This window comes from Micromonospora sp. KC606 (assembly GCF_004348675.1).
GTDB lineage: Bacteria > Actinomycetota > Actinomycetes > Mycobacteriales > Micromonosporaceae > Micromonospora.
In genome coordinates this window covers 1-6,407 of the sequence record NZ_SMKN01000281.1, presented here as the reverse complement: position 1 = coordinate 6,407, position 6,407 = coordinate 1, and the positions used below count along the sequence as shown (strand labels likewise).

6 protein-coding genes and 1 tRNA gene are annotated in these 6,407 nt (G+C 68.3%); 1 reads left to right on the top strand and 6 read right to left on the bottom strand.

Annotation, left to right across the window (positions count from 1 at the left end):
• Positions 1-586: 586 nt before the first annotated feature.
• Entirely contained in the window at positions 587-814 is a 228-nt protein-coding gene (locus E1193_RS29145; protein WP_132186377.1) for a hypothetical protein, read from the top strand.
• Between the two features lie 5 nt (positions 815-819).
• On the opposite strand, the gene E1193_RS29140 is transcribed toward E1193_RS29145, so the two are convergent.
• The 6 genes from E1193_RS29140 to E1193_RS29115 all read right to left on the bottom strand — a co-directional run bounded on the left by E1193_RS29140 (position 820) and on the right by E1193_RS29115 (position 6,360).
• Positions 820-1,617: a carbon-nitrogen hydrolase family protein gene (locus E1193_RS29140; RefSeq protein WP_132186376.1), complete on the bottom strand. Its 798-nt coding sequence runs from the start codon at positions 1,615-1,617 to the stop codon at positions 820-822.
• 167 nt (positions 1,618-1,784) lie between these two features.
• The gene (gene clpX / locus E1193_RS29135; protein WP_132186375.1) at positions 1,785-3,080 is read right to left on the bottom strand and encodes an ATP-dependent Clp protease ATP-binding subunit ClpX; all 1,296 of its coding nucleotides are present in this window, start codon (positions 3,078-3,080) and stop codon (positions 1,785-1,787) included.
• 209 nt (positions 3,081-3,289) lie between these two features.
• Complete coding sequence (locus E1193_RS29130) at positions 3,290-3,952, bottom strand: ATP-dependent Clp protease proteolytic subunit (RefSeq protein WP_132186374.1); 663 nt, start codon at positions 3,950-3,952, stop codon at positions 3,290-3,292.
• Between the two features lie 14 nt (positions 3,953-3,966).
• Positions 3,967-4,608 carry an ATP-dependent Clp protease proteolytic subunit gene (locus E1193_RS29125; RefSeq protein ID WP_132186373.1) on the bottom strand — a complete coding sequence of 214 codons (642 nt, stop codon included), beginning with the start codon at positions 4,606-4,608 and terminating at the stop codon, positions 3,967-3,969.
• 170 nt (positions 4,609-4,778) lie between these two features.
• On the bottom strand, positions 4,779-6,125 hold the full coding sequence (gene tig / locus E1193_RS29120) for a trigger factor (protein ID WP_165945855.1): 1,347 nt from the start codon (positions 6,123-6,125) through the stop codon (positions 4,779-4,781).
• A 161-nt stretch (positions 6,126-6,286) separates the two neighbouring features.
• Positions 6,287-6,360, bottom strand: a tRNA-Pro gene (locus E1193_RS29115).
• Positions 6,361-6,407: the final 47 nt, after the last annotated feature.

Below are 6,407 nucleotides of genomic sequence, written 5' to 3'. Positions count from 1 at the left end.
ACCCAAAAGGCAGACCCAGCCAGCACGGGGTATCAAACAATTTGGCACTGGCTTATCAAGCACCCTGTTGAGTTCTCAAAGAACAACCACACACCACCAGAAAGCCCCACACCGTGGAACCCCCAGCGGGGCAACCCCTCAAACTTACCCGGCCCGACCCTGTCCGTCAACCTCATGTTCGAGGTAATCAACATGGCGCGAGCCGGCCACGCTGACGCACGCCGTACCCGGCGGTCGCTTCTTGCGTGGGAAGTGGCAGACCGGCCGATCGCCGCTTCGCGGCTATCTGCCCGGCTCCCTGCCGGCTTTCGTACTCTACTCGGTCGGTTTCGCGATCGCAACCCCGTCTTCCGGAGCGCATCGCACCGCCCAGTTCCAGCCTCGCTCGGTGCTCCCACCACGAGCCTGGTGCCCACTCCCGGCCAGGTTGTCCGGCCTCTTGCGTGCAGAGAGGAAGTTACGCCCACGAGCCCCGAGAAGGCAAATCGACGGCTATCACTGCTCTGGCAGCGCCTTCCGGGCGCTGCGAACTTCCGTTCGGTACGGAACGGCCCACGACGGCCGGCGACGTGCCACAGTGGCTGCCATGGCTGACATGTCCCGGTCCCCGGTCACGCTCCTCGTCGAGGACGCGCTGCTCGGACTACTACTGCCCTTCTGGCAGCTGGTGATCGCCGCGGTCGTGTTCGTCGTGGTGCTCCTTTCGCTCGCACGACTGGCCCGGCGCGGCCGGTCACGGATGGGCACCGCGCTGCTGGTGACCGCCACCGCCATCGTCGGTCTGGCGGTGCTCGGCGTGCTCCTTCAGGCCTGACGGCGCTACAGCCGGCGATTGGCCAGACTGGGCAGTTCGGCGCGGATGCCGTGCAGCCGGTCCAGGTCCAGGTCGACGACGGCGAGCCCCGGCCCGTCGGGCACCTGCCCGAGCACCGTGCCCCACGGATCCACCACCATGCTGCGCCCGAAGCAGGTCCGGCCCGGGTCGTGGTCGCCGGTCTGCCCGGCGGCGGCCACGAAGCACTGGTTCTCGATGGCCCGCGCCCGCAGCAGCACCTCCCAGTGGTCCCGCCCGGTGTGCATCATGAACGCGGCCGGCACCACGAACAGCTGTGCCTCACCGTCGGTGGCGAGCCGTCGGTACAGCTCCGGGAAGCGCAGGTCATAGCAGATCGACAGCCCCACCCGCAGCCCTTCGACGTCGACCACCACCGGCTGGTCCCCGGGTGCCACGGACGCCGACTCCAGGTAGGAGACCCGCCCCGGGATCTCCACGTCGTACAGGTGGATCTTGCGGTAGCTGGCGGCGAGCGTGCCGGAACGGTCGAAGACCAGCGACGTGTTCCAGGTGTGGCGCGGGTCCGGACCGGCCTCGTGGAACGAGCCGGCGATGACCCAGATCCCGAGCCGGGCCGCGACGCCGGCGAAGAACGTTCCCACCGTGCCGTCCACCGACTCGGGCTCCGGCATACCGGCGGAGTGACCCAGGTAGTCGACGTACTCGGGGAGGAGCGCGAGATCGGCGCCCGCCGCCGCGGCCCTTACCAGCAGGGCCTCGGCGCCGGCCAGGTTGGCGTCGCGGTTGTCACGGGAGTTCAGCTGGCAGACGGCGACACGCATGCGGATCAGGGTACGGACCGCGGGCCCACCGGCGACAGTGTCCGACGCCGGCGATCCCGCGGTCGCCGCCGGAGCAGGCGTGGGTCGGCCACCGTGGCCCGCACCGGCGGGAGTACGGCTGCGCGTGGCGGCCGTACTCCCGGATCGTCAGTGTGTGCGGCGGCGGGTCAGGCCGACTTCTCCTCGCGCTCGCGGCGGGCACGGCGGCCGGTGAACTCCCGCGGCACGATCGTGGGGTTGACGTTCTCCAGGACCACCTCGCGGGTGATCAGCACGCGGGCGGCGTCGGGGTTGCTGGGCACCTCGTACATCACGGAGAGCAGGACCTCCTCCATGATGGCGCGTAGGCCGCGGGCGCCGGTGCCGCGCAGCATCGCCTGGTCGGCGATCGCCTCCAACGCCGGCTGCTCGAACTCCAACTCCACCCCGTCGAGCTCGAACAGGCGCTGGTACTGCCGGACCAACGCGTTGCGGGGCTCGGTGAGGATCCGCACCAGGGCGGGGCGATCCAGGCTGCGAACGTTGGTGATCACCGGGAGCCGGCCGATGAACTCGGGGATCAGCCCGAACTTGAGCATGTCCTCCGGCATGACCTGGCTGAAGATGTCGTCGGTCGACCGCTCGGAAACCGAGCGCAGCCGCGCCCCGAAACCGGTGCCACCGTGGCCGGTGCGGGCCTCGATGATCTGGTCGAGGCCGGCGAAGGCGCCACCGCAGATGAACAGCACGTTGGTGGTGTCGATCTGGATGAACTCCTGGTGCGGGTGCTTGCGCCCGCCCTGCGGCGGCACATTGGCCACCGTGCCCTCAAGCATCTTCAGCAGCGCCTGCTGGACGCCCTCGCCGGAGACGTCCCGGGTGATCGACGGATTCTCCGACTTGCGGGCGATCTTGTCGACCTCGTCGATGTAGATGATCCCGGTCTCGGCGCGCTTGATGTCGTAGTCGGCGGCCTGGATCAGCTTGAGGAGGATGTTCTCCACGTCCTCGCCGACGTACCCGGCCTCGGTCAGTGCGGTGGCGTCGGCGATGGCGAACGGGACGTTCAGCATCCGCGCGAGGGTCTGCGCCAGGTGCGTCTTGCCGCAGCCGGTCGGCCCGAGCAGCAGGATGTTGGACTTGGCCAGCTCGACGCTGTCGCTACCGGCACCCGGCGCGTTGGCGGCCTCGGCCTGGATCCGCTTGTAGTGGTTGTAGACCGCGACGGCGAGCGCCTTCTTGGCCTGCTCCTGGCCCACGACGTAGGTGTCGAGGAACTGGCAGATCTCCATCGGCTTGGGAAGCTCTTCCCACTTCACCTCGCCGGACTCGGCCAACTCCTCCTCGATGATCTCGTTGCAGAGATCGATGCATTCGTCGCAGATGTAGACCCCGGGGCCCGCGATGAGTTTCTTGACCTGCTTCTGGGACTTGCCACAGAAGGAGCACTTCAGTAGGTCGCCGCCGTCACCGATCCGTGCCACCTACGTTCTCCCTGCACTCGTCGGCCGGAACCCGGCCCTGAACTGCGGACGCCGGGCGCCCGTCCGTCTGAATCCCTGCCACCGGGGCCACCCGGCGCAGCGGTACGACCCGACGTTACCCGTTGGCGGAGGTTTCTCCGACCCCCGGAACGGGTGTGTCAGAGGTCGGCCGGGAACCAAGCGCCGACCGACCTCCGACCCGGTGCTGCTCAGCTCGCTGCGTTGGCCGCCAGCAGACCCTTCTTGCGACTGGTCAGAATCGTGTCGACCAGCCCGTACTCCTTGGCCTCCTCGGCCGTCATGATCTTATCCCGGTCGATGTCCTTGCGGACCTTGTCGATCGGGCGGTTGCAGTGCCGGGAGAGCATGTCCTCCAGCTGGGTCCGCATCCGCAGGATCTCCCGCGCCTGGATCTCGATGTCCGAGCCCTGGCCGTAACCGCCCTCGGTGGCCGGCTGGTGAATGATGATCCGCGAGTTCGGCAGGGCCATCCGTTTGCCCGGGGTACCCGCCGAGAGCAGCACAGCTGCCGCGCTCGCCGCCTGGCCCAGGCAGACCGTGGAGATGTCCGGCCGAACGTACTGCATGGTGTCGTAGATCGCCGTCATGGCGGTGAAGGAACCACCCGGCGAGTTGATGTACATGATGATGTCGCGGTCCGGGTCGGTGCCCTCGAGCGTCAGCAGCTGCGCCATCACGTCGTTGGCCGACGCGTCGTCCACCTGCACGCCGAGGAAGATGATCCGGTCCTCGAAGAGCTTGTTGTACGGGTTGGACTCCTTTACCCCGTACGACGTCCGCTCCACGAACGACGGGAGGACGTAGCGGTTGTGCACGGCCGCGAACTGGGGCGGCAGGCTCAGGTCGGTCATCGTCAGCTCCTCGATCAGCTCAGGGTCCCGGCGCCTTCCGGAACCTGCGCGGCTCCGGTGATCACCTTGTCGATGAAGCCGTAGTCCATGGCCTCCTTGGCGGTGAACCAGCGGTCGCGGTCCGAGTCCGCCTCGATCTGGGCCTGGGCCTGGCCGGTGTGGAACGCGACCCGCTCCTGGAACATCCGCTTGGTGTAGAGCATCTGCTCCGCCTGGATGGCGATGTCGGAGGCGGTGCCGCCCATGCCGCCGGACGGCTGGTGCATCATGATCCGCGCGTGCGGGAGGGCGTACCGCTTGCCCTTCGTTCCCGCGCAGAGCAGCAGCTGGCCCATGGAGGCCGCCATGCCCATCGCCACGGTCGACACGTCGTTGTCGATGTACTGCATGGTGTCGTAGATCGCCATACCCGAGTAGACCGAGCCACCCGGCGAGTTGATCCAGAGGAAGATGTCCCGGTCCGGGTCCTCCGCCGCGAGCAGCAGCAGCTGCGCGCAGATGCGGTTGGCCACCTGGTCGTTCACCTCACTGCCCAGGAAGATGATGCGCTCCTTGAGCAACCGGTTGTAGACCGAGTCGTCGAGGTTGCCAATTGAGTCGCCACCGCGGGCGTCGATCGCCCGGAGCGGTTTCGCTGGGTTGTGCATGTCGGTCATGGCAGCCCTTCGCTCTCCGTACCGTCGTACCCGACACTAACCGCTCATCCGGGTGGCGGACTCCCGGTCGGGGCACTGTTCGCTATCAGCGCACTCGCCGCAAGCCGTCCCCGGAAAAGGGTTTCGGCCGCCGTCCACCGCGACGGCGGACGGCGGCCTACCTGGGACGATCAGTGCTCGTGGTCGTGCGCCTGCTCACTCTCGGCGCGCAGGGCGTCGAGGGTGACCTCGTTACCCGCCGTGTCCTTGATCTTGATCTTCTCCATCACGGCAGCGAGCGCCTTGCCGCGGCGGACGTCACCGAAGACGGCGGCGGCGGCACCCGAGCGCACCAGCTGGTCGTAGTACTGCTGCGGGGGCATGCCGGCCCGCTGCGCCCGGTGGACGATCTCGTGGCCGAACTCGTCGTCGGAGACCTGCACGTCCTCGGCGTCGGCCAGCGAGTCCAGCAGGAGCTGGACCTTGACGCCCTCGGTCGCCGCCTCCGTGAGCTCGGCGTCGATCTGCTCCTCGGTCTTCTCCTCGGCCGCGAGGTACTCCTCCATCGAGGCGCCGATCCGCTCCAGCTGGTCGATCATGGCGGCCTTGCGGCTCTCGACCTCCTCACGGACGACACCCTCCGGCGCCGGCACCCCCGCCGCCGCGACGAGCTGCTCGAGGGCCTTGTCCCGGGCGGCGTAGATCTGCTCGACCCGCTTGTTTCGGGTGACCCGCTCGCTCAGGTCGGCACGGAGCTCGTCGATGGTGTCGAACTCGCTCGCCATCTGGGCGAAGTCGTCGTTGAGCTCCGGCAGCTCCTTCTCCTTGACCGTGCGGACGGTCACCGCCACCTCGGCGTCACGGCCGGCGAAGTCGCCGCCCACCAACTGGGTGGTGAAGGTGGTGCTGTCGCCGGCGGCGAGGCCGACCAGGGCCTCGTCCAGCCCCGGCAGCAGCTGCTTGCTGCCGACCTCGTGCGAGATGTTGCTCGCCTGGCCGCCCGGCACGGGCTCGCCGTCGACGGTGGCGTTCAGGTCGATCTGGACGAAATCGCCCTCCTGGGCGGCCCGCTCGACGGTCTTGAGGGTGGCGAACCGCTCGCGAAGGTTCTTCACCTGCTCGTCGATCTCGCTGTCGTCGACCTGGAGCTCGTCGACCGTCACCTCGACGGTTGCCGGGTCCGGCAGGGTGATCTCCGGACGGACATCGACCTCGGCGGTGAAGTTCAACGAGTCACCGTCGTTGAACTCGGTGATCTCGACCTCGGGACGGCCGAGGGTCTTCAGGTCGTGCTCGCGGACCGCAGCGAGGATGTTCTGCGGGATCGCCTCCTGCACCGCCTCGTTGAGGACGGCGCCCCGGCCCACCCGCTGGTCGATGACGGCGGCCGGCACCTTGCCCCGGCGGAAGCCGGGAACCTGGACCTGCTGGCCGATCTCCCGGTACGCCTTCTTGAGGCTCGGCTCGAGCTCGACGAACGGCACCTCGATGGCGAGCCGCACGCGCGTCGGGCTCAGAGTCTCGACGGTGCTCTTCACAGGCGTACTCCTTGACGGGATCTCAGTTGAGTCTGGGCGTGATTGTGAGTCTGGGCGTGATTGCGCGCATCGAGTGTAGGCGAGCCGGGCTGCTGCTCCGGCAGCGCCCGGGGACCGCGCGGGAGTCCGCACGCCCCGGGCGACCTCGGCGCGGACGACAGTCGGGGTGGCGGGATTTGAACCCACGGCCCCTCGCTCCCAAAGCGAGTGCGCTACCAAGCTGCGCCACACCCCGTGGCGACGCAAAGTGTATGCCTTCGGCGCGCGCCGAGGGTGCCGGGG

Excerpts from the sequence above, each read along its gene's own strand:
- E1193_RS29145 (WP_132186377.1), top strand. The coding sequence starts at position 587 with ATGGCTGACATGTCCCGGTCCCCGGTCACGCTCCTCGTCGAGGACGCG.
- E1193_RS29140 (WP_132186376.1), bottom strand. The coding sequence starts at position 1,617 with ATGCGTGTCGCCGTCTGCCAGCTGAACTCCCGTGACAACCGCGACGCC.
- E1193_RS29130 (WP_132186374.1), bottom strand. The coding sequence starts at position 3,952 with ATGACCGACCTGAGCCTGCCGCCCCAGTTCGCGGCCGTGCACAACCGC.
- E1193_RS29125 (WP_132186373.1), bottom strand. The coding sequence starts at position 4,608 with ATGACCGACATGCACAACCCAGCGAAACCGCTCCGGGCGATCGACGCC.